The following is a 1242-nucleotide window of genomic DNA, read 5'->3' as shown; positions in this document are numbered from 1 at the left end:
CTACCAGCAGCTGCGCTGGCCGTTGCCGGCCAATCCCGCCCAGGAGCGGGAGGCAGGCTGGCGGCTGACCGAATACCTCTGGCGCGGCTCCGATGAAGACACTCCTACCTTCACCCCTCTCCCCTAACCTGCATCACGCTCAGTGACCGCCAGAAAAGCGACAAAGCCCGCCGCCTGTTCGTGATGGCGGCGGATATCCGCCGGGTGTTGTATCGCCGGGAACCGGATCGTGTCGATCTGGTGGAAGAGCTGGCGGTCACGCTGCGCCTACTCGGTGATGCCTGCAGTGAGAACGACGTCCGGAGTGAGATCGCCGTAGAGATACGTTCCTCCCTGGTGTCGTTTGAGGAACGAGGTGTCCTCACCCAGAAAGGACGTACGGTCTTGAGCTGGATACGAGACTGGTAATGCCTCGTCGCCCTCCGGAAGATGATCGCCCGACACCGGGAATCGGGATCACGGCCACTGGCATGATGAGTGCCCCTGCCAAACGGCCGGGGCACTCATCATGCAGGGCTGCACTGAGATCACTTTTGGTTAGACGAGATAGCTCAACGTAGTTGACATCGGTCGGCCTCACCGAGCCGGCAGGGCGGCAAACCTCCTGCCATTACGGCGCTTCCTGATCATCTGCGAGGTCTTCACCGAGGCCTGACCGGCGAACCGCGTAGTTCGATCAATGCGGATTGTTACCTTGCCGCAGCCCTGACTCATCAGGCCAGGTTCCTGTCGGGTGGAGCCGGTTCGGCTCGTCCGGAGTGCCGCGTGACGGCGGCCCGGGGCCGCTCTGGCTACGCGAAGAAACGCCGGGTGATGCCGCCGCCCGCGATGGGCCCGCGCCATTCACGGAGGCGGTCGGTGAGTTGCCGGCCGAGGCCGATATCACGGTCAGCGATGCTACGGGCAACGGTGTGGTATTGGCCGATCAGGTGGTCGACGGGGCGCTGCTGGGAGACGTCGGCGACATCGATGAGTAGTTCCGCCGCCATCTTCGGGTCGTCGTCGAGGACGACTCGGGCGAGTTCCAGCCGGACGTAGGAACGCAGCCCGGTCGCACCAGCCTGGTCGAGGTCGGGCCACGCGGCGATGGTGTACGAAGCTGCCTGGGCACGGTCGTCGTGCGCGTCGGCCTGTCGGGGTTCGGCGTCGGCGAGTTCGTTGTAGCGGGTGGCCATGGACGTGGAGAACTCGGCGGCGGACATGCCGTGCTGGTGCAGCCCGATCACCGGGGTGGGCTGCGCG

At 65.1% G+C, this 1242-nt stretch carries 1 protein-coding gene and 1 pseudogene; one reads left to right on the top strand and one right to left on the bottom strand.

All coding sequences use genetic code 11. From position 1 onward, the window contains the following. The first annotated feature begins 204 nt into the window (after nucleotides 1-204). Nucleotides 205-408, top strand: coding sequence for a hypothetical protein (locus tag MJ783_RS20650; RefSeq protein ID WP_239312884.1), 204 nt, complete (start codon nucleotides 205-207; stop codon nucleotides 406-408). Nucleotides 409-791: 383 nt separating this feature from the next. On the opposite strand, the pseudogene MJ783_RS20645 reads toward MJ783_RS20650, so the two are convergent. After that, nucleotides 792-1242, bottom strand: a pseudogene (locus tag MJ783_RS20645) (hypothetical protein); the annotation flags it as partial.

This window comes from Protofrankia sp. Cj3, assembly GCF_917627355.1.
GTDB lineage: Bacteria > Actinomycetota > Actinomycetes > Frankiales > Frankiaceae > Protofrankia.
This window is presented reverse-complemented; position numbering and strand designations above follow the sequence as displayed.